Below are 24,085 nucleotides of genomic sequence, written 5' to 3'. Positions count from 1 at the left end.
GACGACGATGGCGGTACGGGACGAGCAGGCGTCCGGGCAGGCGGGCGAGCGGGCGTCCGGGCAGGCGGACGAGCAGGCGGGCCGGGCGGGGCAGCGCCGGAGGACGGAGCTGGCCGCCTTCCTGCGCGGCCGCCGGGCCAGGGTGACACCGGCGGACGTCGGCCTGCCGCCGGGGCTGCGGCGCCGCACACCGGGCCTGCGCCGCGAGGAGGTCGCCCAGCTCTCCGGCGTCGGGGTGACCTGGTACACCTGGCTGGAGCAGGGCCGCCGGATCAACGCCTCCGCCCAGGTCCTGGACGCGGTGGCGCGGACCCTGCGGCTGGACCGGCCGGAGCGGGAGCACCTCTACCACCTGGCCGAGGTGCCGTACGCGCCGGACCGGCCGGTGGACGTGGAGCGGGCGGGGCCGGAGATCCAGGGCATCATCGACGCCCTGGACCCGCGCCCGGCCGTGGTCTACAACACGCGGTACGACATCCTCGCCACCAACCGGGCCTACCGGCTGCTGTTCGAGCGGCCGGGGTACGGCGAGTTCGGGATGCGCAACGTGCTCTGGACGCTGTTCACGGTGCCGGACCCGGTGTGCCCGCTGGTCGACAAGGAGGCCGAGCTGCCGCTGATGGTGGCGCAGCTCCGCGGGGCGTACGGGCGGCACGTCGGCGAGCCGGCGTGGGAGTCGTTCATCGCCCGGCTGACCGCGGCCAGCCCGTACTTCACCAGGTTGTGGGAGAGCGGGAACGTGGCGCCGCCGGGGCCGCGGGTGAAGACCTTCCGGCACGAGGACGTGGGGGAGGTCCGGATGACGTCGGTGTCGCTGTCGATCAACGGCATGCCGGGGTGCCGGATCGTGGCGTACACCCCGAACGACGAGGAGAGCATGCGGGCGATCGGCAAGCTGTGTGCCGGGGACACGGACACGGCGTGATGCCGGTCCCGGGGCCGAGGGGGAAAGCACGAATCCCGCCCCCTGGTGGGGACGGGATCCGGTGTCTGTGGAGCTAAGGAGAATTGAACTCCTGACCTCCTGCATGCCATGCAGGCGCTCTACCAACTGAGCTATAGCCCCTCGTGTTCTTCGCGCTCCGCGCTGCGAACAAGAAGAACTTTAGCCTGTGACCTGCCGGAAAGTGAAATCCGGGTCAGTCGTCGTCGCCGAGGACCGGTTCGGGGAGCGTTCCGGCGTTGTGTTCCAGCAGCCGCCAGCCACGCGCGCCCTCACCGAGGACGGACCAGCAGCAGTTGGAGAGCCCGCCCAGACCCTCCCAGTGGTGCGCCTCCAGGCCGAGGAGCCGGCCGATGGTGGTGCGGATGGTGCCGCCGTGGCTGACCACGACGAGGGTGCCGTCGTCGGGCAGCTTGTCGGCGTGCGCCAGCACCACGGGGGCGGCCCGGTCGGCCACCTCCGTCTCCAGCTCGCCCCCGCCGCGGCGCACCGGCTCGCCGCGCTTCCACGCGGCGTACTGCTCGCCGTACCGCGCCACGATCTCCTCGTGGGTCAGGCCCTGCCACTCCCCCGCGTACGTCTCGCGCAGCGCGGGGTCGTGGTTGACCTGGTGGCCGGTGATCGCGGCGAGCTGGGCCGCCGTGGCGGACGCGCGCCGGAGGTCGGACGCGACGATCGCGTCCGGCTTCAGGGCCGCGAGCAGCCGTGCGGCACGGCGCGCCTGGCCGACGCCCGTGTCGGTCAGCTCGATGTCCGTGGTGCCCTGGAAGCGGCGCTCCAGGTTCCACGCCGTCTGGCCGTGCCGCCACAGGACGATGCGGCGGCCCCTGCCGCCCTTGCTGCCGTTCAGCTCCGATCACCGTCCGAGGCGTCCGGGCCGTCCGTGGCGTCGGCGCCGGTGAGCCGGGCGTGCTCCTCCGCCTTGCCGCGGGTCTTCAGGGCGTCCTCGGGGAGCGGGAGCTCGGGGCAGTCCTTCCACAGCCGCTCGAGGGCGTAGAAGACCCGCTCCTCGCTGTGCTGGACGTGCACGACGATGTCGACGTAGTCCAGCAGGATCCAGCGGGCGTCGCGGTCGCCCTCGCGGCGGACCGGCTTGGCGCCGAGGTCCTTGTTGAGCCGCTCCTCGATCTCGTCGACGATCGACTTGACCTGGCGGTCGTTGGGCGCGGAGGCGAGCAGGAAGGCGTCGGTGATCGACAGCACGTCGCTGACGTCGTAGGCGATGATGTCGTGCGCGAGCCGGTCGGCAGCCGCCTGGGCGGCGGCGGTCACGAGCTCGATGGAGCGGTCAGTGGCGGTCACATGCAGGCTTTCGTCGGCGGTCCAGAACACCCCCAGGGTCTCACGTACCGCCGACAGCCCGGCAAACCATTACCCGGCCCCTTGGCCCGCCTCCGTACCGGGGCCCCGCCGGGGCTCGTAGTCCCGGCCCAGGACGACGGTGACGTCGGCGTTGGCCGCCGCCTTGCCCTGCTCCACGGCCCCGGCGGGCAGACCCAGGGTCTTGGCGACCTCCTCGGCCTTCGCCTTCTGTGCGGCGTCACCATAGATGACCTGCGACGACGACTCCTCGTCCGCCTTTCCGCCGTCGACGACCGCGTAGCCGCCGTTGACCAGCGCGATCCGCGCCGCCTCGGTGGCGTCCGCGTCCCCGGAGGCGTTCCGGACGCCGACCCGTACCGCGGCCCCCTGCTCCGGCGCGCTGACCGAGCCGCCCAGGATGTCCTTCACCACACTGCCGGTGGCCTCCTCGCCGAGGGTGCCGTCCTCCCGTACGGGCAGCAGCGCCGTCCTGTAGTCGCCCACCTTGGCGTGCTCGGCGAGCTTGGCGAGGGAGGCGCCCAGGTCCTTCTCCGGCAGGGACGGGTCCAGGATCTGCGCCAGCGTCTGGACCGTGACCGTCGCCGACGCCGGGTCGTCCGACATCTTGCGCAGCACTCCGAGGACCACCTGGCCGAACCGCTGGAGTTGCGCGGCCTCCGCCTCGCCCGGCCCGCGGTGGGTGGCGTACGCGACGGCCGCGCGGCCGTTCAGCGTCTGGTCCTCGCCCTTGGTGACCAGGGGCGCGTCGCCCTTCTTCGCGCCCGGCACATCGGTGTCCGTGCTGGTCTCGATGCCGCCGACCAGCTCGACCAGGTTTTCCAGGTACGGGGTGTCGAGCCGCCAGGTGCCGGTGATCCTGGTGCCGAGCAGGGCGCCGATGGCCTCGCGCGTGCCGGCGGAGCCGTCCTCGTCGACCGACTTGGCGAGCGTGGTGGTGGTGCCGTCGTCATTGGCGACGGAGAGGGAGTCCGGCAGCAGGACGGTGGTGCCCTGTCCGGTCGTGGCGTTGTCGACCAGCAGCGCCGTGGAGGTCTCCTTGGTCGCGATGTCGTGCAGGTGCAGGACGATGACGTCCCGCTTCTGGGGGCCGCTCGCGGTGGCGCCACGCTTCGTCTCCCCGTCGGACATGCCGGGAAGGGCGTCCGTCGCCCACAGGTAGCCGACGCCGCCGATGAGCGCCACGGCGAGCACGACGACCAGGGCGACGACCCGGTTGCGGCCCCGCCGCTTGGCCTCCTCACGGCGCTCGGAGCGGCTCTCGGTGAACTTGAGCCAGTCGATGACGTCCTCGGACTCCTCGTCCGGGTCCTCGACGAAGGCGAACTGCTCGGTGCGGTACTCCGGCTCCTGCGCCCCGCCACGGGCTCCGTCCCGCGTCCCGTCCTGCTCCCGCTCCGGTCCGGGTGCCGGGCGGCGCGGTCCGGGGACGGCCGCGGGGGGCGCGGCGTCGGCCCGGGGGCGCGGGACCGGCTGCTGGGGCTGCGGCTGCGGCTGCGGCTGCGGCGCCTGGTACGGCGGGGCGGGCGCCTGGGCGGCGGGGGCCTGGGGGGCGGTGTCGTACCCGGTGGCGTACCCCTCGTAGCCGTAGCCCTGCTGGGTGAACGACGCGTCGTACGACGTGTCGTACTGCGGCTGCTGGGACTGCTGCTGCGGCTGCTGCGCGTACTGGTCGTAACCGTAGGTCTGCTGGGGCTGCGCGTACGGGTCGTACTGCTGGGCCTGCTGCGGCTCCTGGTACTGCTGAGCCTGCTGGTACACCGGCTGCCCGTAGGCGTCGTAGCCGACGATCTGCGGCTGCGGCGGGTAGTACGGGTCGTACGGGTTCTGCTGGTCGTTCACCGGTGCCCCTCTCCGTGGCTCATTCGCCCCGGTACAACTGGCGCTTGTCGATGTAGCGCACCACGCCGTCCGGCACCAGGTACCAGACGGGATCGCCCGCGGCGACCCGCGCCCGGCAGTCCGAGGAGGAGATGGCCAGCGCCGGCACCTCGACCAGGGAGACCCCGCCCTCGGGCAGCCCGTCGTCCGACAGGTCGTGGCCCGGACGGGTCACCCCGATGAAGTGGGCGAGCGAGAAGAGCTCCTCGGCGTTGCGCCAGCCCGGCATGATCTGGGACAGCGCGTCCGCTCCGGTGATGAAGAACAGGTCCGTGTCCTCGTTGAGGTCACGGAGGTCCCGCAGCGTGTCGATGGTGTACGTCGGCCCGCCGCGGTCGATGTCGATGCGGCTGACCGAGAACTGCGGGTTGGACGCCGTGGCGATGACCGTCATCAGGTAGCGGTCCTCCGCCGGGGAGACGTTCTTGTGGCTCTTCTGCCACGGCTGCCCGGTCGGTACGAACACCACCTCGTCCAGGTGGAACAGGGCGGCCACCTCGCTGGCGGCCACCAGGTGTCCGTGGTGGATCGGGTCGAACGTCCCGCCCATCACGCCGAGTCGGCGTTTGCCGGAACTGGTCGGCACTTGCTGGTCTCCCATGCGTGCAGAGCCTACTGGCACGGTGCCGCGGGCGGTCCCGGCGGTCGCGGGCTCAGCGGTCGCGGTTGAAGCGCGTGGTGATCCACAGCAGCAGGAGCAGGACGACGAAGGCGCCACCGCCGGTGAGGTACGGGCTGAGGCTGGCGTGGTTGCCGCCGTGCTCGGCGCCTTCGGCGAGCGTGACGAGGCTGGCGGCGGTGGTGGGGAGGCTCATCTTCGGCAGGACCTATCCATCGGAGTCGGAGCGGAGACTTCGCGCACATCGTATGCGGGCCGTCCGGGGACGCTCACGCCGACTCAGTGGTTGCGGTCGGTGTCGTCGGCCGGTGCCGCGGGGGCCACGCGGCGGGAGCCGGGCGGGCGGGGCCGCCCGGGCGGTTGTCCACAGGCCCGGCCGCGCCGTGACTCCAGCGCCTACGCTGGGGGCCGTCAGGGGGACGAGGCGGATCTCGTACGAAGAGGGGGCATTCATGACCGACAGCAGTCACGACCAGGTGCCGGGCAGGCAGCGCAGGCGGTTCCCGGGCATCTCGTCCCGGGCCTACGAGCACCCGGCGGACCGGTCGGCGCTCGTGGCCCTGCGCAAGCTGAGCGGCTTCGACACGGTCTTCAAGGCGCTGAGCGGGCTGCTGCCGGAGCGCAGTCTGCGACTGCTCTTTCTGTCGGACTCCGTGCGGGTGAGCGACGCCCAGTTCGCGCACCTCAACACCATGCTGCGGGACGCCTGTTACATCCTGGACCTGGAGAAGGTCCCGGCGATGTACGTCACGCAGGACCCCAAGCCCAACGCCATGTGCATCGGGCTGGACGAGCCGATCATCGTCGTCACCACCGGTCTGGTGGAGCTGCTGGACGAGGAGGAGATGCGGGCGGTCGTCGGGCACGAGGTGGGGCACGCGCTGTCGGGCCACGCGGTGTACCGCACGGTACTGCTGTTCCTCACCAACCTGGCCCTGAAGATCGCCTGGATCCCGCTGGGGAACGTCGCGGTCATGGCGATCGTGACGGCGCTGCGCGAGTGGTTCCGCAAGTCCGAGCTCTCGGCGGACCGGGCCGGTCTGCTGGTGGGCCAGGACCTGAAGGCGTCGATGCGCGGGCTGATGAAGATCGCGGGCGGCAACCACCTGCACGAGATGAACGTGGACGCGTTCCTGGAGCAGGCGGAGGAATACGAGGCGGGGGGCGACCTGCGCGACTCGGTGCTCAAGATCCTGAACGTGCTGCCGCGCTCCCACCCGTTCACCACGGTGCGGGCCGCCGAGCTGAAGAAGTGGGCCGAGAGCCGCGACCACCAGCGGATCATGGACGGTCACTACCCGCGCCGCTCGGAGGACAAGGACACCTCGGTCACCGACTCGTTCCGCGAGTCCGCCTCGCACTACGCGGAGTCGGTGCGGGGCAGCAAGGACCCGCTGATGAAGCTGGTCGGCGACATAGCCGGGGGCGCGGGCGACCTGGGCGGCAAGCTCCGCGACCGGTTCGCGGGCGGCTCGGGCCCCCAGGAGTCCGGACGCCAGGAGCCCTGACGCCCCGGAGCACCGGCGCCCTGACACCCGGGGCGTCGGGACCCCGAGCCTGACGCGCCCGGCGCCCCGGGCCTGACGGCCCCGGAGCCCCGACGCCCTCGACACCCCGGGCGTCAGGGGCCCGGGCGGGAGGGCTGGGCGCCGGGCGCCAGCGCCCCGCACAGGGCGGCGGCGGCCCGGCTGCCGGTGGCGTACGGGTCGGTGACCGCCGGGCCCGCCGGATCGGCGCGCTGCCCGGCGAACACCGGGTGCAGGGCGCCCGACGGGTCCGCCGAGCAGGACTGCGGGCCGGCCTGCACACGCCCGGCCAGCAGCTCCGCCCGGTGCATGCGCAGGTCCTCGCGGTCGAAGCGCAGAACCAGCTCACGGCGGACGGTGAACAGCGAGGCGTCGGCGTCCGCGCCCGCGCCGGCCGGGCGCACGGCGTAGACCAGCGTGTGGTCCGTGGCGACCTCCAGGGCGTCGGGCTCGACCTCCGTGACCCGCATGGTGCCCCGTACGCGCGCCTGGGTGCCCGCCAGGGCCGCCTCGGCCGGGTCGAAGCGCACCAGCCACCCCGTGGCGGCGTGCCGCCCGTCGTCGGCCGGGGACTCGACGCTGCGGTCGAACTGCTCCGCCTGCTCGGGGTCCAGCAGGAGGCGCACCTGGCGTACGGCGGCGCCGGTCAGCACGTCCGGGTCGAGCGAGGACTGCACCAGGTAGTCCTTGGCGGTGCTGAGCGCGGTCACCACCTGGCTCTCCGAGAAGTGGGCGGTGCGCTCGGCCGCGGGGAAGGTGATGCCGGCGGCGCCCGTGCGGAACTGGGCGGCGGGGCTGTGGGCGTACAGGAAGGCCGGGTCCCCGCCGGGGACCGTGCCCTGCGGGGCCAGCGGGGCCACCATGCTCCGCAGCGGCTCGGCGCGCCGGTCGAGCAGGGGCTGGTAGGTGTTCCGGGCGCTCAGGTAGACGACGGCGGCGAAGACCACCGCGAGCACCAGGACGAACACCAGTGCGCCCTGGCGGGGCCGGGGGTGCGCGGGCGCCCTGCCCCAGGCGGGGCGGCTGCGCACGGCCCGGGCGTGCTCGCCCATGCGCTCCCGCGCGGAGTACTCCTGGAGACGGGCAGCGCGGACGAACGACTCGTCGAAGACGACGGACCGGTACTCGTCCTCACCACCCCCGGGGAGCCCCTCCGGCGTCCCCTCGGGCGGGTCGCCACGCCCTGCCATACCTTCAGGGTAGGTCGCGCGGGGCTCCGGTAAACGCGCTGGTGCGGGACAACATACGGGTGGCCTCAGGGCGTTCGCGGCGCGGCGGGCACGGGCGGGGCGCCGTACTCGGCGGAGGCGGGGCGCGGTGTCACGGCGGGGGCCGGGGAGGGCGTGTCGATGCCGCTGGTCGCCGGGGCCGGGACCGGTCCGCCCCGGCCGCCGGAGGTGCCCCGGTAGACGGCCGTGAAGGCGAGGGCGACCATGCCGACGCCCATCACCACGGCGAGGACCCAGGCCACCGGACGGTGCCAGCGGGAGCTGGGCCGGTACGGACGCAGGGCCCCTCCGTGCGCCCCGTAGGGGTCGTGGTCCTCGGCGGGGCCGTACACACCGCCGTACCCGTGGACGCGGCCCCCGGGGCCGTGGTGGTCGTCGTACCGCTCGTCGTCGGCCGCGGGGCCGCCGGCTCCGGAGCGGGCGGCCTCGGCGTCCGCGCGCGCCTGGGCGGCGGCCAACAGCCGCTCGACGGCGCTGGGTTCGTGGATGGTGGCGGCCCGTACGAAGTCCTCGTCGAACACCACGGAGGCGATGTCCTCATCGGCGCCCCCGCGGTCGTCGTCGGGCTCCCAGCCGTCCGGTAACGGCTTGCCCCCCACGTCGTCCGGCACGCCTTCAGAGTAGACCGGGGAGGTGCTTTTGGGCAGGGAGAGCGCAACTCTCCCCACCCGCCTCCGTGCTCCGTCCGGCGCCGCCGGCTACCGGGTGTGACCGTCGCCCGTGACGATGTACTTGGTCGACGTCAGCTCCGGCAGGCCCATGGGGCCGCGGGCGTGGAGCTTCTGCGTGGAGATGCCGATCTCCGCGCCGAAGCCGAACTGGCCACCGTCCGTGAAACGGGTGGACGCGTTGACCGCGACCGTCGTGGAGTCCACCAGCTGGGTGAAGCGGCGGGCGGCCGCCTGGGAGGTGGTGACGATCGCCTCGGTGTGCCCGGAGGTCCACAGCCGGATGTGGGACACGGCGGCGTCCAGCGAGTCGACGACGGCGGCGGCGATGTCGTACGAGAGGTACTCGGTCTCCCAGTCCTCGGCCGTGGCCGCCACGACGGTGGCCTTCGAGGCACCGGCGTACCCCTGGACCCGCTCGTCGCCGTGCACGGTGACACCGGCTTCGGCGAGGGCGTCCAGGGCGCGCGGCAGGAAGGTGTCGGCGATGTCCTGGTGGACGAGGAGGGTCTCGGCGGCGTTGCAGACGCTGGGCCGCTGGGCCTTGGAGTTGATCAGGATGTCGACGGCCATGTCGAGGTCGGCCTGGGCGTCGACGTAGACGTGGCAGTTGCCGGTGCCGGTCTCGATGACCGGGACGGTGGACTCCTCGACGACGGTGCGGATCAGGGAGGCGCCGCCGCGCGGGATCAGCACGTCGACCAGACCGCGGGCGCGCATCAGCTCGCGCACCGAGTCGCGGGACTCGCCGGGCACCAGCTGCACCGCGTCCGCGGGGAGGCCCGCGCCGCCGACCGCGTCGCGCAGGACGCGGACCAGGGCGCTGTTGGAGGAGTACGCGGAGGAGGAGCCGCGCAGCAGGACCGCGTTGCCGGACTTCAGGCACAGGGCGGCGGCGTCGACCGTCACGTTCGGCCGGGCCTCGTAGATGATGCCGACCACGCCCAGCGGGACGCGGACCTGCCGGAGGTCGATGCCGTTGGGGAGGGTGGAGCCGCGGACGACCTCGCCGACCGGGTCGGGCAGCGCGGCCACGTCCCGCACGTCGGCGGCGATGGCCCGCACCCGCTCGGGGGTGAGCGTCAGCCGGTCGATGATCGACCCGCTGGTGCCGGCCTCCCGGGCCCGGGCGACGTCCTCGGCGTTGGCCTCGACGATCTCGCTCGTCCGCACCTCCAGGGCGTCCGCGATCGCCAGCAGCGCGTCGTCCTTGGCCGCACGCGGGAGTGGCGCGATTTCGGCGGCGGCCGCACGGGCCCGGTAGGCGGCACGGACGACCGGGGTCATGTCGTCGTACGGCGTGACGGACGGCGAGGTGGCGGAGGCGGGGGAATGCGACGAGGTCATACTCGCAGCGTAATGCGCTCCCGGCGGGCGTTCCTCCCACATCCCGCTCTGCGAGACGCCCCGCGGCCGGTACGTCAGTACGGGTGTACGCCCACGGGGGCGGCCGGTGGCGGACCGTAACCCTCCGCGATCCTGAGGTGGTACGTCTCGCGATCGATGACCTCCAGGCCGACGATCTCCCACGGCGGCAGCTTGGCGGTCTGCCGGTGCTCGCCCCACAGCCGGAGGGCGACCGCGGCGGCGTCGTGCAGGTCGCGGGCCTCCTCCCAGTACCGGATCTCGGCGTGATCGTCGGCGTATCTGCTGGTCAGCAGGAAGGGGTGGTCATGGGCGAGCTGCTCCAGGGCCGCTCTGACGTCCTTGAGCGGGGCCGCCCGGCCGGAGACGCTGAGGGTGATGTGCCACAGCTTGGACACCGGCCGGTCCGGGACGTGCCGCTCCGGCCGGCCGCCGGACTGCCGGCCCGGGGCGCCTTCGTCGAGGACGGTGTCGTCGAAGTCGGCCCCGGCCTCGACACTCGTCAAGGCCCGTTCGGCCGTCCCTCGGGGCAGTGCCCCTGGGCGCGCTCGTCTCACCGGCGGCCTCCTGTTTGTGCGTCGTGGTGCTGTCACCCCGCTTACCCCTGAGACAAAGTTGACCAGTCCTGCGCGGAACGTGGGGCGGTTTTGGTGAAGGTCTCTGGCGGATGGCGGGACTTTCAGCCGTTCTGGGACGGGTCTAGGAGGTGAGCAGGACGAGATCGTCCCTGTGTACGACCTCCCGCTCGTACGCCGGGCCGAGCTCCTTGGCCAGTTCCCGGGTGGACCGGCCCAGTAGCTGGGGGATCTCCTTGGCGTCGAAGCTGACGAGCCCCCGGGCGACGGCGCGGCCGGTGGCGTCGCGCAGCTCGACGGGGTCGCCGGCGCCGAAGTCCCCCTCGACGGCCGCGATGCCCGCCGGGAGCAGGGACTTGCGGCCCTCGACGACCGCCCGCACCGCGCCGTCGTCCAGGACCAGCGCGCCCTGCGGGGTGGAGGCGTGCGCCAGCCACAGCAGCCGGTCGGCGGACCTGCGGCCGGTGCGGCGGAAGTAGGTGCCGGTGTCGCGGCCGGCGAGGGCGTCGGCGGCGCGGCTGGCCGAGGTGAGGACGACCGGTACGCCGGCGGCGGCCGCGATCCGGGCGGCCTCGACCTTGGTGACCATGCCGCCGGTGCCGACTCCCGCCTTGCCGGCCGAGCCGATCTCGACGCCCTCCAGGTCGGCGGGGCCGCGCACCTCCGCGATGCGCGAGGTGCCGGGCTTGGACGGGTCGCCGTCGTACAGGCCGTCCACGTCGGAGAGCAGCACCAGCAGGTCGGCCCGCACCAGATGGGCCACCAGGGCGGCGAGCCGGTCGTTGTCGCCGAAGCGGATCTCGTCGGTGGCGACCGTGTCGTTCTCGTTGACGACCGGGAGGGCGCCCATGGCGAGTAGCTGGTCGAGCGTGCGGTAGGCGTTGCGGTAGTGGGCGCGGCGGCTGGTGTCGTCGGTGGTGAGCAGCACCTGGCCGACGCGTACGCCGTAGCGGGCGAAGGACGCGGTGTAGCGGGCGACCAGGAGGCCCTGGCCCACGCTGGCGGCGGCCTGCTGGCGGGCGAGGTCCTTGGGGCGCCGGGCGAGGCCGAGCGGCGCCAGTCCGGCGGCGATGGCGCCGGAGGAGACCAGCACGATCTCCTTCTCGCCGCCGCTGCGGACCTTGGCCAGTACGTCGACGAGCGCGTCGACGCGGTCGGCGTCGAGGCCGCCCGAGGCGGTGGTCAGGGACGAGGAACCGACCTTGACGACGATCCGGCGGGCTTCCGTTACGTACTGTCTTGCCACTGTCACGTGGGAAATCTATGCCAGGAGCGGTGTCCGGCGCGCGCCCGTTCCAGCGGCTGGACAGGTTCCTGGACACCTTTCCGGGCTTTCCCACGGGCCTCCTCCCGGGCGCCCGCGGAACGTCCCGGACGTCTTCCCCGGCCGGCCGGCCCCGACCGGGTCAGGGCGCCGGGCGGGCCCGCCGCAGCCGCCGCAGCACCCCTCCCGCCAGCCGCCGGGCCCGGCGCCGCGCGACGGTCAAGGGGCCGGGTGCGCCGCGCACTTCGTACGCGGTGTCGGGGATGCCCACGGCCGGGTCGCGGAAGTGCGGGTACGCCAGGTACTCGCGGCCCCGCCGGCGCACCCGCTCCGGGCGGTGGCCGTCCTGGAGGAAGGTGAGGACGTCCACGAGCGCGTCGGGCAGGTCCATGGCGACGCACGTCAGGCGCAGCCGCTCCTCGGTCTTCAGGCGCTTGGCCAGGCCGGGGGTCCAGTGGGCGGCCATCAGCGGGGCGCCCAGCGCCATCTTGGCGAGCAGCACGTCGCGGGGCTGCCGGAGGACGACGGGACCGAACTGGGGCAGCAGCGTGATGGTGAAGGGCCGCATCATGAGCAGGTCGCGGCGCTCCCCCGGCGGCTCGTGCGCGGCGATGAGCTCCATCAGGGCCCTGGCCGAGTCGAAGCGGGGCACGTATCCGCCCGTCTTGGTGAGGTGCTTGCCGTCCTCCCGGCCCACCAGGTAGTAGCAGGTGTAGTCCGCGACCACCGAGACGCCGTTGCCGCGGAGGTACGCCTCCAGCGTGAACAGCGCGTCCTCGCCGGTCCGCAGCTTCTCGTCGAACCGCATGCCGTGCCGGACGAGCAGATCGCGGCGGAAGAGTTTCTGGGCGCTGAGCGTGTACTTGACGTTGGACCGGTGGATGTCGGCGCGTTCGACGGTCTGCTTCCACATCGACTTGGCGGCGTTGCGGTTGACGCCGACGGTCCTGCCGAGGACCACGTCGGTGCCGGCCCGGTCGGCCATGGCGACGAGCCGTTCCAGGGCCTCCTCGCCGAAGTGGTCGTCGGCGTCGAGGAAGAAGACGTACCGGCCGCGCGCCAGGGCGAGTCCGGTGTTGCGCGGTCCGCTGGGGCCACCGGAGTTGGCCTGCCGGACGACGCGGGTGGGGACCTTGGAGCGGGCCGCGAACTGCTCCAGGTACTCGCCCGTGCCGTCGGTCGAGCCGTCGTCGACGGCGACGATCTCGATCCGGTCGGCGCCGAGGGTCTGCGCCTCCACCGAGTCCAGGCACTTCACCAGGTACGGCATCGCCTCGTAGGCCCCGATGATCACACTGACGTCGGGAGTGTTCTCGGTCATCGGCACCACCGGCTTCCCTGCCTGACGGCAAACGGACGAAAGTCGTCCGTCATGGTGCCCCCGCCGTGGCCGCCGGGTGTGACGGCGCGCACAGCGGCCCGTAAGTCCGCCTCGGACGAGGGACTTACGGGCCGCGGGGTGTACGTCCGCCTTTACGCGGGCAGCCGGTGGTCCGCCACGAGGGCGCCGATGCCGGCGGCCCTCCGCGCGGGGCGCCGGTGGCTCAGTGCGCCACCGTCGCCTCCTGGACGCCCTTCTCGGCGACGGTGTCGGCGGCGGCTTCCGCCGGTTCGGCGCCGGCGCCGTCGGCCTCCTGGTCGAGTTCGCCGATCCGCTGGCCGGCCAGCCGCTGCGCGACGCCGTTGTTGCGGGCCTCCGCCTTGGCGGACAGCGCCCGTACCGCGGCGTTGAACTGCTCGATGGACGTGGGCTCGTCGGGGCCCAGCAGGTACCGCTTGAGCTGCTTGCGCTCGTCCGCCCGGAGGTCGGCGGCCGGGTCGGCCACGGCAGCCAGCAGCTCGTCGAGCTCGGTGGCGTCGTTGGAGAGGATCACCGCGGCGCGGACCGCGGTGTTCTGGCGCTTGAACTCGTCGGCGCCCAGCCCGGCGGAGTCCGTCACCGCGTACGGCTTGCCGCTGGCGATGAAGTCGGACACCACGCTGGAGATGTCGGAGACCATGCCGTCGGCCTGGTTGAAGCAGTCGTACAGCTTCGGCTCGGAGCCGGTGACGACCTTGTGCTCCCACCAGCCGAAGGAGCGCCAGTACGCGTCGTTCCACTCGGCCCGCAGCCGCTTGATGTCGGCGAGGCGCTGCGGGTCGGCGAGCGAGACGCGGGACTCCTCGGCCTCGTCGCCGCCCTTGCGCCCGGGGGCGGAGAGCTGGGCGATCCGGGCCTCGATACGGGCCAGTTCGGCGCGCGCGGCCGCCTGGGACGTCTGGGCGGCGGCGGTCTCCTCCGCCCAGCGGGGGTCGGCGGCGCGCTCGGCGTTGGCGGCGGCGACCAGCTTCTTCAGCCGCTCGTCGACGGCCCTGGCCTTCTTGTCGACCAGGCCCGTGAAGGGGTGCGGCTTGTAGATGACCCGGACCGGACGGGGGGCGTCCAGCAGCCGCTTCATGATGTTCTCGCCGGCCAGCAGCAGAGAGGTGTTGCCGGGGTTGTTGTCCCAGCCCTCCCAGGTGGGGGCGTACAGGATGGTCGGGATCGGGTTGCGGGGAGTGCCCGTCCAGGTCTCGATCGGCGCGAGCTGCGGGCGGCCCACCTCGACGATGTCGTCGTCGCGGACGCCGACGTCGGCGAGCGCGTACCGGTCGCGGCCGGCCCGGCCGGCGGTCCACACCTCGTCGTACACCTTGGAGAAGGGGTTGACGCTGGCGAGCTTGTCGCTGTCGCCGTGGCCGATGAAGACGTGCTTCATGGTCGGTACGCGCAGCATGTGGATGTTCTTGCCGACGTTGGCGGCGTACAGCGTGACCCGGATCGAGGACATGTCCATGGCCATCAGGTGCTGGCCGCCGGGGACGCACAGGACCGGCACGGACGTGGGGTTGAGCTTGTCGACCAGGTTGCGCTCGCGCATGATGACCAGCGGCCGGCCGTCGACCTGCTCCATCGTCTCCAGCCACATGTTGACCTGGTACGCGGAGTCGTCGGAGCCGGAGAAGTACAGGGCCACGGTCGGCTGGTACTCGCGCAGCCAGGTGCCCACGGCCTTGAGGACGGCGCCGGCGGCCGGCACCCGGCGCTTGCGGCGCAGGTACGGGACGAGGGCCGCGGTGTAGAGCAGGCCCAGGGCGAGGGTCGCCGCGACGCCCGCGTAGCCGAGGGCGTTGCGGCCGGTGGCGACCGCGGCGATCACGCCCGCCATGGCGGGGATGTCGAGGTGCAGCATCTTCTCGCCGGAGCGGCTGAGCAGTGCGTGCGGCGGCGCGTCCGGGATGCGTACGGCGTTGAGGTCGATGTTGCGGGTGACGACCGGCATGGTCCGGCGCAGCCGGATCAGGGTGGCGAGGGCGCCCTGGGGGGCCTGGAGGCCGTAGAAGAGCAGGAAGCAGGCGACCGCCGCGTAGAACACGGGCTGCTCGGCGAGGCCTTCGCGGGCGAGCAGCAGGATCAGCAGGAGCTGGCGCAGCAGGAAGCGGATCGGCAGACCGGCCCGGACCTTGTTCAGCCGGTTGACCAGGTAGCTGTTCTTCTGGTGCAGATACCAGTCGGCGACGTAGGTCACGGCACCGGCGGCCGCGAAGAACCAGAGGTTCGGGACGAGGGCGGCGAGCATGACGCACGGGTAACCCAGTCCCAGGAGGACTGCCGCGGCGAGCTCTGACGCACTGCCCACACGTGCCAGGCGAATGGCGGTCGAAATCACGAGGAACCTGCTCCAGAAGGGGGTGCCGGTTTTTTCACATGGACAAAACCTCGTGAAGGCGGGGGACTTCACGGATCGGTTTTCGGAGTCCTTACGGACTCTTACGAACTCGGGCCTCTGCATTCGCACAATGCGACACAGAGGCCCGAAGAACACATCTGGTGAGTATTACACATCTTCCTGGCGGTCCAGCACCGAGGCCAAGGCCTGCTCGAAGCCCGACGCCTCGCTCGCACCGCGGGTGGGGTCCTGCTGCCGTACGTCGATGACATGGCCGGTGAGCTCGGAAAGCAGCACGTCCAGCGAGGTCCGGGCCACGGCCTCGGAGGACAGCAGCGATCCGGCGGGCTCCTGGCCGAACGCCTTCGTGCGCATCGGCGTGGCGGTGCGCTCGGGGTTGACGCAATTCACCCGGATTCCGTCGCCTGCCCATTCGTCGGCGAGCGCCTGGGTGAGATTCACCATGGCGGCCTTGGTGGACGAGTAAAGGCTGTACTCGGCCCGGCCGCGGGTGTAGCTGGAGGAGGTGTAGAGCAGGAGCTGACCCTTGGTCTCGACCAGGTACTTGTACGCGGCGCGCGCGATCTGGACGGGCGCCAGGTAATTGACGTTCAGCGCTTCCTGAATGGTCGCGCTGTCGGTCTCGGCGAGCTTTCCGATGCGCAGCACGCCGGCCGTGTTGATGACGTGGTCGATACGGCCGGTCTCGGCGTACGCCTTGGCGAGCGCCTCCTCGACGTGCTCGGGGTTCTCCACGTGCGTGCCGGTGGTGGAGCGGCCCAGCGCGTACACCGTGGCGCCGTACCGCTCGGCGAGGGCGGCGATGTCGGCGCCGATGCCGTACGACCCGCCGAAGACGACGAGCGTGCGGCCCGACAGCAGTTCGCGGTAGGCGGCCTCGTCGGCCTGGCGCGGGGCCGCGGTGGAGGCGAGCTGGAACAGCTTGTCGGCGATGAACACGTCGACGGGCTGGGTGACCTTCATGTTGTACTCGTCGCCCGCGACGACGTAGATCGGCACGTCCGGCAGGTACTTCAGGACGACGCTGCAGTCGTCCGTCGCCTGGAAGTTGGGGTCGCCGGCGGCGACCTCGTACGCCCGCCTGATCGTGGACAGCTTGAACGCCTGCGGCGTCTGGCCGCGGCGCAGCCGGGAGCGGTCGGGAACGTCGGTGATGAACTCGCCGTCCTCGCCGTGGGTGCGGGTGACGATGATCGTGTCCGCGGAGGGGATGGCGACGTCGACGGCCTGGTAGCGGTCGAGGGCGTCGACGCAGTCCTTGATGACGCGCTGTGACAGAAGCGGACGCACCGCGTCATGGAACAGGACGTTGAGGTCCTCGCCGTCCCCGAGCCCCTCGCCGAGGGCCCGGATGGCGCGCTCGGTGGTCTCGTTGCGGGTGGCGCCGCCCTCGATGACACGGGTGACCTTGGTGAGCCCGGCCTTGGCGATGATCTTCTCGACGTCGGGTACGAAACCCGGCGCCATCAGCACGATCACGTCGTCGACGCACTCGGCCTGCTCGAAGATCGTCAGCGTGTGCTCGATGACCGCCTTGCCCGCGATCTTCAGCAGCTGCTTCGGGATCGCGAGTCCGACCCGCTGGCCGGTACCGCCGGCGAGCACGACGGCTGTGGTGCGGGTCTTGGCTTCATGCGGCGCTGACACAGAACGACCTACCTTGCGACGACTGGGGGACGGGCTGATGGTCGCACTCTCCGTGACCGTCTCGCAAGGCGGACGGTGACCGCCCCGCACCCCCGCGACACCCCGTGTTCACCGTGTGGCCAGGGGGAGCGGACGGGCCCCCCGGCGGACCTCCGGTGACCGACATCACGCGGCGGGCTTGTCGACGACGTTGAGCACGAGATCGTTGGCGGCGCTGTGGAAGACCTTGACCACGACCCGCTCCTGCGGCTTGCCCGCCAGCTTCCTGGTGACGGCGCGCACCAGCCCCAGCGGCTGCTTCTTGCGCAGCTCGGCCGGGGGGTACGGGAAGAGGGAGCCCTTCTCCACGATGTCGTCGAGGACCCGGGCGAGCCGGACGGGACCGGCGTCCGGCGCGTACCGGAGCCACAGGTCCCACACATCGTGGGGGTCCTGCTGCCGGGCGGCGGGAGCCGTGCAGGAGAAGGTGAAACGGAGGCGGCCGGTGTCCTCCCGGGTGCCGGGGAAGGCCAGCTCCAGGGGGGCCTTGCCGCGCCGCCGCAGCAGCAGGACCGGTTCGCCGGCCGGCCCGGCGGCCGCGCCGTACAGCCGCGCGGACAGGGTGACCGTCCCGTCCTGGACCCGGACCTCGCCCACCTCGGCGTGCACGGTCCGCGACCAGCAACGGAAGTGCAGGGCACCCCCCTTGGTGTACGGGACGAGCTGCCGGACCGGTGCCTCCGCGCCCTGGCGCTCCGCCGCGCGCATCGCCCCGCGCTGGTCGATGGCGCGGGTGGTCAGCGGCTCGCGCGTACCACCGGGCAGCTCCAGGTGGACCGGACGGACGCCCTCCGGGAACGGCGTACCGGCCGGGACGGTCGCGGTGCCGTGCTCGTCGAACGGGAAGGCGTGGCCGTCGGCCACCAGGCGGGCGCCCTCGCGGGGGGTGAGCAGCGTCACGGTCACCGTGCCGTCGGCGGCCACGGCGCAGTCGGCGACGGCGCCGGGCGCGGGCGCGGCGGCCGGGGCGGGCCGCGAGGGGAGGCCGGCGCGCTGGGTGGCGGCCGCGCCGAGCCCGGCGAACAGCTCCTCGTACCGCTTGGCCACCGGGCCCGGATCGAACCGGCGCCCGTTGGCGACGGCTGCGGCGCCCATGCGGCGGCGGAGCGCGGGGTCGTCGATCAGCCGGAGCAGCGCGCCGGCGATGGCGTCGACGTCGCCGACGGGGACGAGCAGGCCGTCCTCGCCGTCCTTGATGATCTCCCGGGGGCCGTAGTCGCAGTCGGTGGACACCACGGGCAGGCCGCAGCGCATGGCCTCGACCAGCGTCATGCCGAAGGACTCGTGGCGTGAGGTGGACACACCGATGGCGCCCTTGACCCACTCGGGCTCGATCGGGGAACGCGGGCCCATCAGGTGCACGCTGTTGTAGAGGCCCAGCTCGTCGATCTTCTTGCGGAGCCGGTCCTTCTGGTTGCCCCAGCCGCAGATGCGCAGGGTCCAGTCCGGACGTACGGCCACCACCTTGGCGAACGCCTCGACCAGCACGTGGTACTGCTTCTCGGAGGCCAGCCGCCCGGCCGCCATGATGGTGGTGCCCGAGGTGTCGGAGGGCGGGACGACCGGCTCCGGAACGCTGTTGGGGACGGCCAGCACCCGGGTGCCGGGCAGCGGCATCCGTGCCCGCCAGGTGGCGGCGTCCCCCTCGGAGACGGTGACGAAGGCGTCGAGCCGGGGCAGGAAGCCGGCCATCTCGGCGCGCAGCTCGGGCTTGTGGTGGTTGTGCGTCATGTGCTCCTGCCCGATGAGCACGGCGCCCCCGGGTGCGAACGCGGTGACGTAGGCGACGAGTCCGGGCCGGGTGCCTATGACCACGTCGGCGTCGGAGCCGGCGCCGGCGTAGTGCGCGCGGACGCGCTCGTCGGTGAGACGGCTGTACTCCTTGAAGCGCGCCTCGTGCCGGGGGAAGTGCTCGGCCGGCTGGAGGTGCCGCTCGTGCTTGCTCTCATTGGTGGGCGAGGAGGGGCGGGTGTCGATGAGCGGTACGACGGTGATGCGCGGGTCGATCGCGAAGAGCGGCTCGTCCCGGTGCCGGAACACGGAGACGATCTCCACCTCGTGCCGTCCGGCCAGCTCCTCCGCCAGGTTCAGCGTGGTGCGGATGGTGCCGCCGATGCCGTAGATGGTGTGGATGAGGAAGGAGACCTTCATCAACGCTCCGTTCAAGTCAGCCGGGGCACCTGCGGCCCCGCCCCCGGAGACAAGACGGTGATCCCTGGCCACAGGTTGTCCGGCCGCAGCGAGGTAAACCGGAATTCATGCGCTTTTTTCGGCCGCACCAAACGGCACGCCCCCGCCGGTGGACGCACGCGGTGAGGCGCGCGCCCGCCGACGGGGGCGACGGGGGCTCGGGGCTCCTGAGGGAAAGGGATCAGAAGGGGTCGAAGCCGTCGAACTCGCGGTCCGCCTCGTCCCGCTCCGCCTGGCGGTCCTTGCGGCGCTGGGCGGCCGGGCGAGGGGCCTCCATGCGGTGGTCCTCGCCACGGCGGCCGAGCATCTCCGCGCCCGCCATCATCGTGGGCTCCCAGTCGAAGACGACCGCGTCCTCCTCGGGGCCGATGGCCACGCCGTCGCCCGCGCGGGCACCGGCCTTCATCAGCTCGTCCTCGACGCCCAGACGGTTGAGGCGGTCCGCCAGGTAGCCGACGGCCTCGTCGTTGCTGAAGTCCGTCTGGCGCACCCAGCGCTCCGGCTTCTCGCCGCGCACCCGGTACAGGCCGTCCTCCTCCAGCGTGACCGTGAAGCCCGCGTCGTCGACCGCCTTCGGGCGGATGACGATCCGGGTCGCCTCCTCCTTGGGCTTGGCCGCCCGCGCCTGGGACACGATCTCGGCCAGCGCGAACGACAGCTCCTTTAGGCCCATGTGGGCGACGGCCGACACCTCGAAGACGCGGTAGCCGCGCGCTTCCAGGTCCGGGCGGATCATGTCCGCGAGGTCCTTGCCGTCCGGGATGTCGATCTTGTTGAGGACGACGATCCGGGGCCGGTCGTCGAGGCCGCCGTACTGCTTCAGCTCCTCCTCGATCACGTCGAGGTCGGTGACCGGGTCACGGTCGGACTCCAGCGTCGCGGTGTCCAGCACGTGCACCAGCACCGAGCAGCGCTCGACGTGCCGCAGGAACTCCAGGCCGAGCCCACGCCCCTGGCTCGCACCCGGAATGAGCCCCGGCACGTCCGCGATGGTGTAGACGGTCGATCCGGCGGTGACCACGCCCAGGTTCGGCACGAGCGTGGTGAAGGGGTAGTCCGCGATCTTCGGCTTGGCGGCGGACAGCACGGAGATCAGCGACGACTTGCCCGCGCTGGGGTAACCCACCAGGGCCACGTCCGCGACCGTCTTCAGCTCCAGGACGATGTCGCCGGACCGCCCCGGCTCGCCCAGCAGCGCGAAGCCCGGCGCCTTGCGGCGGGCCGAGGCCAGCGCCGCGTTGCCGAGTCCGCCGCGGCCGCCCTCGGCGGCGACGTACGACGTGCCGTGGCCGACCATGTCGGCCAGCACGTTGCCCTTCTTGTCGAGGACGACCGTGCCGTCCGGCACGGGCAGGACCAGGTCCTGGCCGTCCTTGCCGGAGCGGTTGCCGCCCTCGCCGGGCTTGCCGTTGGTGGCCTTGCGGTGCGGCGAGTGGTGGTAGTCCAGGAGCGTGGTGACCGACTGGTCGACGACCAGGATCACGTCACCGCCCCGGCCGCCGTTGCCCCCGTCGGGGCCGCCGAGCGGCTTGAACTTCTCACGGTGAACGGAGGCACAGCCGTGGCCCCCGTTACCCGCGGCGACATGCAGCTCGACGCGGTCCACGAAGGTGGTCATGTTCTGTGCCTCCAGTTACGTGCGGAAATGTCTACGTGTTAACACGCGAAAGGCGGACCCGCTTCCCGTACGGGAAGTGAGGTCCGCCTCCGCGAAAGTGGATCAGGCAGCGGTCGGAACGATGTTCACGACCTTGCGGCCACGGAAGGTGCCGAACTGCACCGCACCGGCCTGCAGCGCGAACAGCGTGTCGTCGCCGCCACGACCGACGCCCGAACCGGGGTGGAAGTGGGTGCCACGCTGGCGGACCAGGATCTCACCGGCGTTGACGACCTGACCGCCGAAGCGCTTCACGCCGAGCCGCTGAGCGTTGGAGTCGCGACCGTTCCGGGTGGACGATGCGCCCTTCTTGTGTGCCATGTCTCCTCAGTCCCTTACTTCGCAGCCGTGGGGATCGCCGTGACCTTGATCGCCGTGTACTGCTGGCGGTGGCCCTGACGACGGCGGTAGCCGGTCTTGTTCTTGTAGCGCAGGATGTCGATCTTGGCGCCCTTGTGGTGGTCCACGACCTCGGCCTGGACCTTGATGCCGGCCAGCACCCACGGGTCGCTGGTCACAGCGTCGCCGTCGACAACGAGCAGGGTCGAGAGCTCGACCGTGTCGCCAACCTTGGCAGTGGAAATCTTGTCAACCTCAACGATGTCGCCGACAGCAACCTTGTGCTGGCGACCACCGCTGCGCACGATGGCGTACACGCGGATCTCTCTCTCGCTCGGAACGGAAACTCCTGATGCCAGCCGCCCGCACGGACCGGCGAGGCCCGTGACTGTCCGCGAGGGATGAGCGGCCTCTTCCAGCGGCGGGCCGTGCCCGGCCTGCCGGAAGGGAGGTGCTCAGGAGTTGGCGCGCATGGAAACACGCCGACGGTCAAGGTTACGGTCCGCACCCGCACGGGTCAAACCGGCCGCGCGGCGCCCGCCCGGCCGCGCGGGCGGGCCGGACCCGTATGCTCGCCGGGCGAAGACGCATCCCGGAAGGCAGAGCACAGTGAACTACAGGGTCCAGCCCACCGCCCAGGTCGCCGACGACGTCGAGATCGGCGCCGGGAGCAGTGTGTGGGAGCTCGCACAGATCCGCGAGGGCGCGAAGCTCGGCGAGGCCTGCGTGATCGGCCGGGGCGCCTACGTCGGTACGGGCGTCCGCATGGGCGACAACTGCAAGCTCCAGAACTACGCGCTGGTCTACGAGCCGGCCGAGCTCGGCGACGGGGTCTTCATCGGCCCCGCGGTCGTCCTCACCAACGACCACAACCCGCGCTCCGTCGACCCCGACTTCCAGCAGAAGCGCGGCGGCGACTGGGAGGCCGTGGGCGTGCGGATCGCCGACGGCGCCTCGATCGGCGCGCGCTCGGTGTGCGTGGCCCCGCTGGAGATCGGCCGCTGGGCGATGGTCGCCGCGGGCGCGGTCGTCACCAAGGACGTCCCGGACTTCGCCCTGGTCGTGGGCGTCCCGGCCCGCCAGGTCGGCTGGGTCGGCCGGGCCGGCGTGAAGCTGGTCGAGCGGGACGGCGAGCCGGGCGTGTGGGAGTGCCCGCGGACGGGGGCGCTGTACGACGAGAAGGACGGCGCGCTCACGGAACGCGCCGCCTGACCGGATGGGTGCCCCGCCGACCGCCAGGAGGCGGGCCCGGCGGGGCCCCGCCCGCCCCGCGGAACGAATGCCCACAACGGGAGGGTGGGCTCAGGCGCGGTGCCAGGGGGCCAGGGCCAGGCCCGGTTCGGGCTTCTGGCGGGCGACGCGGAGCGCGCCGTCCGTGCCGAACGCGGCCATCGTCACACGGCCGCGCCCGTCGAGCGCGAGCGCCGGGGCGCCCACGCACGGCTCGCCGGTGAGCGTCCAGGTCGCGCCCAGCGCCTCGTCCTCCGTGGGGTAGGCGGCCAGGGCGGGGCGGCCGGTCGCGGCGTCCCGGCGGGCCATGATCGTGCAGTCGTGGCCGTCGACGGCGGTGCGGAGCAGTGCCACCGGGCCGGTGCCCGCGCCGGAGCCGAGGACCGACGGGGCCTTGTCGGAGGGGCGCCAGGCCCGCACCGTGCCGTCGTCGGCGTCCTGCCAGAAGTGGGTGAGGCGGCCGGGGCCGGTGCACTCCGTGGACAGCGAGTCCGCCCGGGCGCGGGCCGGGATGTCGTCGGCCCGCTGGAACTTCACGCCCTTGGTGTCCTGCGTCCAGCGCAGTACATGCTCCTCGGTGGGGGCGACCAGCTCCATCAGGCCGTCGGTGGTGATCGACACGCGGATGGGTCCGGTGATCCCGCTGCCCTTGAGGTCGGCCCACTTGTTCCACTTGCCGGACGGCACCGAGGTGCGCCCGCAGATCCCGCCGCCCACGTTGCGCACGAAGACGTGCAGCGAGCCCTCGGAGTCGACGACGGCCGCGGGCGGGCCGATCCGCTCGGCGAGCGCGGGGTCGTTCGGGTACGGGTTGCCGACCACGGCCCAGTCGCGCACGGCCAGCCCGGACTGGTACTGGAGTGCGAAGACCACGTCCGTGGCGGGTGTGCCGTCCGCGAGGCGCGTGCGGCGCAGCCCGACGAGGTGGACGTAACCGTCGGGGCCCTGGGCTATGGACACGTGCGGGCCGATGCCGGGCGCCGGAATCGTCTCGGGGCCGGTCCACTCGGGTCCGCCCGGGTGCTTCTCGGTCCAGCGCAGGACGGCGCCCTCGACGGGGGCGTACGCCGTGAGGCGGCCGTCCTTGCCGCGCACCAGCCAGTCGGTGGTGGCCGGCAGGGAGGCGTCGGGGAGCGGGGTGCCGCCCGGGGCGGCGCCACGGGCCGCCGGCGCGCCCGCAGGACGCTTGGACTTACGCGCGGACCACACCGCCATGGCTCACCGCCGACCTTCCCCTGAACAGTTCGAACAGTTCACGCGCAGCTCCCCCGAGCTTGCGCGACGATAGCATTTCGCCGCCCTCCCACCGTCCCCCGGAAGGCCCACACCAGCCCGTCCGCGTGGGACCCTCGTGGGCGTGCTCACTCTCCTCGTCGTCGACGCCGCGAACGTGGTCGGTTCGGTTCCGGACGGCTGGTGGCGGGACCGCCGTGGTGCCGCCGAGCGGCTGCGCGACCGGCTCGTCCCCCTGGCCGCCGGTGGCCTGCCCGGGTACCCCGGCCCGCTGGACGTGGTCCTGGTCGTGGAGGGGCGGGCACGGGGCGTGGAGCCGGTGCCCGGGGTGCGGGTCGACGAGGCGCCGGGCAGCGGTGACGACCGGATGGTGGAGCTGGCGGGCGAGGCGGCCGCCGCGGGGCGCCGGTGCGTCGTGGTGACGGCCGACCGGGAGCTGCGCCGACGGGTGACGGCCCACGGGGCCTCGGCCCTCGGGCCCCGGTCCGTACGGCCCGCGCCCGGAGCCGACGGCCCCTGAGCCGCCCGGCCCCCTCCGTACGCCCCGGGAACGCGCCGCGAAACCCCGTCGTCAACTGTTCACGGAATCGTTATCCCCGGCCCGAACGGCCGCGCAGGCACCTTCTGACCATGTCCGACCACCCCCGCGG

Annotated in this window: 22 protein-coding genes and 1 tRNA gene; 4 read left to right on the top strand and 19 right to left on the bottom strand. The window is 72.6% G+C overall.

Annotated elements, in window-relative coordinates:
* Window positions 1-7: 7 nt before the first annotated feature.
* Window positions 8-925 carry a helix-turn-helix transcriptional regulator gene (locus tag ACF068_RS15985; protein WP_392274883.1) on the top strand — a complete coding sequence of 306 codons (918 nt, stop codon included), beginning with the start codon at window positions 8-10 and terminating at the stop codon, window positions 923-925.
* Between the two features lie 68 nt (window positions 926-993).
* Here ACF068_RS15985 and ACF068_RS15980 read toward each other — a convergent pair.
* From ACF068_RS15980 to ACF068_RS15955, 6 genes are all read right to left on the bottom strand, one after another.
* Window positions 994-1,066: transfer RNA gene (locus tag ACF068_RS15980), tRNA-Ala, on the bottom strand.
* Between the two features lie 73 nt (window positions 1,067-1,139).
* Window positions 1,140-1,793: a histidine phosphatase family protein gene (locus tag ACF068_RS15975; RefSeq protein ID WP_392274882.1), complete on the bottom strand. Its 654-nt coding sequence runs from the start codon at window positions 1,791-1,793 to the stop codon at window positions 1,140-1,142.
* Window positions 1,790-2,245, bottom strand: a complete 456-nt coding sequence (gene rsfS / locus ACF068_RS15970; protein WP_392274817.1) for a ribosome silencing factor — start codon at window positions 2,243-2,245, stop codon at window positions 1,790-1,792. Before rsfS ends, ACF068_RS15975 begins: the two co-directional genes overlap by 4 nt.
* A 69-nt stretch (window positions 2,246-2,314) precedes the next feature.
* Window positions 2,315-4,105, bottom strand: a complete 1,791-nt coding sequence (locus tag ACF068_RS15965; protein ID WP_392274816.1) for an LCP family protein — start codon at window positions 4,103-4,105, stop codon at window positions 2,315-2,317.
* 19 nt (window positions 4,106-4,124) lie between these two features.
* Window positions 4,125-4,745 (bottom strand): nicotinate-nucleotide adenylyltransferase, encoded by a 621-nt coding sequence (nadD, locus tag ACF068_RS15960; protein WP_189551438.1) that lies wholly within the window; start codon window positions 4,743-4,745, stop codon window positions 4,125-4,127.
* A 52-nt stretch (window positions 4,746-4,797) separates the two neighbouring features.
* Window positions 4,798-4,959: a hypothetical protein gene (locus tag ACF068_RS15955; protein ID WP_392274815.1), complete on the bottom strand. Its 162-nt coding sequence runs from the start codon at window positions 4,957-4,959 to the stop codon at window positions 4,798-4,800.
* A gap of 256 nt (window positions 4,960-5,215) precedes the next feature.
* Here ACF068_RS15955 and ACF068_RS15950 point away from each other — a divergent pair, with 256 nt between their 5' ends.
* A complete protein-coding gene (locus tag ACF068_RS15950; RefSeq protein WP_392274814.1) occupies window positions 5,216-6,271 on the top strand; it encodes a M48 family metallopeptidase in 1,056 nt (351 codons plus the stop codon).
* A 113-nt stretch (window positions 6,272-6,384) separates the two neighbouring features.
* Here ACF068_RS15950 and ACF068_RS15945 read toward each other — a convergent pair whose 3' ends face one another.
* The 12 genes from ACF068_RS15945 to rplU all read right to left on the bottom strand — a co-directional run bounded on the left by ACF068_RS15945 (window position 6,385) and on the right by rplU (window position 21,289).
* Entirely contained in the window at window positions 6,385-7,479 is a 1,095-nt protein-coding gene (locus ACF068_RS15945; RefSeq protein ID WP_392274813.1) for a hypothetical protein, read from the bottom strand.
* Between the two features lie 65 nt (window positions 7,480-7,544).
* Entirely contained in the window at window positions 7,545-8,129 is a 585-nt protein-coding gene (locus tag ACF068_RS15940; protein WP_392274812.1) for a hypothetical protein, read from the bottom strand.
* A gap of 87 nt (window positions 8,130-8,216) precedes the next feature.
* Window positions 8,217-9,533, bottom strand: coding sequence for a glutamate-5-semialdehyde dehydrogenase (locus tag ACF068_RS15935; RefSeq protein WP_392274811.1), 1,317 nt, complete (start codon window positions 9,531-9,533; stop codon window positions 8,217-8,219).
* Window positions 9,534-9,607: 74 nt separating this feature from the next.
* Window positions 9,608-10,108 (bottom strand): hypothetical protein, encoded by a 501-nt coding sequence (locus tag ACF068_RS15930; RefSeq protein ID WP_392274810.1) that lies wholly within the window; start codon window positions 10,106-10,108, stop codon window positions 9,608-9,610.
* Window positions 10,109-10,250: 142 nt separating this feature from the next.
* Window positions 10,251-11,378 carry a glutamate 5-kinase gene (proB, locus tag ACF068_RS15925; protein ID WP_392274809.1) on the bottom strand — a complete coding sequence of 376 codons (1,128 nt, stop codon included), beginning with the start codon at window positions 11,376-11,378 and terminating at the stop codon, window positions 10,251-10,253.
* A 154-nt stretch (window positions 11,379-11,532) separates the two neighbouring features.
* On the bottom strand, window positions 11,533-12,711 hold the full coding sequence (locus tag ACF068_RS15920; protein WP_392274808.1) for a glycosyltransferase family 2 protein: 1,179 nt from the start codon (window positions 12,709-12,711) through the stop codon (window positions 11,533-11,535).
* A gap of 223 nt (window positions 12,712-12,934) precedes the next feature.
* Window positions 12,935-15,079: a hypothetical protein gene (locus ACF068_RS15915; protein ID WP_392274807.1), complete on the bottom strand. Its 2,145-nt coding sequence runs from the start codon at window positions 15,077-15,079 to the stop codon at window positions 12,935-12,937.
* Window positions 15,080-15,247: 168 nt separating this feature from the next.
* Window positions 15,248-16,747, bottom strand: a complete 1,500-nt coding sequence (locus tag ACF068_RS15910; RefSeq protein WP_392274806.1) for an SDR family NAD(P)-dependent oxidoreductase — start codon at window positions 16,745-16,747, stop codon at window positions 15,248-15,250.
* Window positions 16,748-16,912: 165 nt separating this feature from the next.
* The gene (locus tag ACF068_RS15905; RefSeq protein ID WP_392274805.1) at window positions 16,913-18,937 is read right to left on the bottom strand and encodes a glycosyltransferase family 4 protein; all 2,025 of its coding nucleotides are present in this window, start codon (window positions 18,935-18,937) and stop codon (window positions 16,913-16,915) included.
* Between the two features lie 220 nt (window positions 18,938-19,157).
* Window positions 19,158-20,594: a GTPase ObgE gene (gene obgE / locus ACF068_RS15900; protein WP_392274804.1), complete on the bottom strand. Its 1,437-nt coding sequence runs from the start codon at window positions 20,592-20,594 to the stop codon at window positions 19,158-19,160.
* A 102-nt stretch (window positions 20,595-20,696) separates the two neighbouring features.
* Window positions 20,697-20,954, bottom strand: coding sequence for a 50S ribosomal protein L27 (rpmA, locus tag ACF068_RS15895; RefSeq protein WP_156694431.1), 258 nt, complete (start codon window positions 20,952-20,954; stop codon window positions 20,697-20,699).
* Between the two features lie 14 nt (window positions 20,955-20,968).
* Window positions 20,969-21,289 (bottom strand): 50S ribosomal protein L21, encoded by a 321-nt coding sequence (gene rplU, locus ACF068_RS15890; protein WP_017944922.1) that lies wholly within the window; start codon window positions 21,287-21,289, stop codon window positions 20,969-20,971.
* Between the two features lie 292 nt (window positions 21,290-21,581).
* On the opposite strand from rplU, the gene ACF068_RS15885 reads away from it, so the two are divergent.
* Window positions 21,582-22,184 carry an acyltransferase gene (locus tag ACF068_RS15885; protein ID WP_392274803.1) on the top strand — a complete coding sequence of 201 codons (603 nt, stop codon included), beginning with the start codon at window positions 21,582-21,584 and terminating at the stop codon, window positions 22,182-22,184.
* A 90-nt stretch (window positions 22,185-22,274) separates the two neighbouring features.
* Here ACF068_RS15885 and ACF068_RS15880 read toward each other — a convergent pair whose 3' ends face one another.
* Window positions 22,275-23,417, bottom strand: coding sequence for a hypothetical protein (locus ACF068_RS15880; RefSeq protein WP_392274802.1), 1,143 nt, complete (start codon window positions 23,415-23,417; stop codon window positions 22,275-22,277).
* A gap of 136 nt (window positions 23,418-23,553) precedes the next feature.
* Here ACF068_RS15880 and ACF068_RS15875 point away from each other — a divergent pair, with 136 nt between their 5' ends.
* Complete coding sequence (locus tag ACF068_RS15875; RefSeq protein WP_392274801.1) at window positions 23,554-23,955, top strand: NTP pyrophosphohydrolase; 402 nt, start codon at window positions 23,554-23,556, stop codon at window positions 23,953-23,955.
* Window positions 23,956-24,085: the final 130 nt, after the last annotated feature.

It is taken from the genome of Streptomyces sp. NPDC016309, assembly GCF_043077235.1.
In the GTDB taxonomy this organism is placed as follows: domain Bacteria; phylum Actinomycetota; class Actinomycetes; order Streptomycetales; family Streptomycetaceae; genus Streptomyces.
Note: the sequence above shows the minus strand (reverse complement) of the source record. Positions and strands in the feature narration are given on the sequence as shown.